2 rRNA genes are annotated in these 278 nt (G+C 54.3%); both read right to left on the bottom strand.

From position 1 onward, the window contains the following. A 5S ribosomal RNA gene (gene rrf, locus VSR71_RS35215) occupies positions 1 to 95 on the bottom strand; the annotation flags it as partial. A 113-nt stretch (positions 96 to 208) separates the two neighbouring features. After that, a 23S ribosomal RNA gene (locus tag VSR71_RS35220) occupies positions 209 to 278 on the bottom strand; the annotation flags it as partial.

A 278-nucleotide genomic window follows, 5' to 3' on the forward strand; every position in this document is an offset into this window, starting at 1 on the left:
TCACACGGGTAATCCGCACTATCATCGGCGCGGAGTCGTTTCACGGACCTGTTCGGGATGGGAAGGGGTGGTTCCAACTCGCTATGGTCACCAGGCATGAGGGGTTGTGACGCTGGGGTTGAGGCCAGCGTCACGAATCGGGATGTAGTCTTGGTTGTGTGTATCGTGGCACAAGGCGACGATCAACCAGGTGAAACACACTGGTTATAGGATCAAGCCTTACGGGCAATTAGTACTGGTTAGCTTAACGCATTACTGCGCTTCCACACCCAGCCTAT

It is taken from the genome of Cupriavidus oxalaticus, assembly GCF_038900635.1.
Lineage (GTDB): Bacteria > Pseudomonadota > Gammaproteobacteria > Burkholderiales > Burkholderiaceae > Cupriavidus > Cupriavidus oxalaticus_B.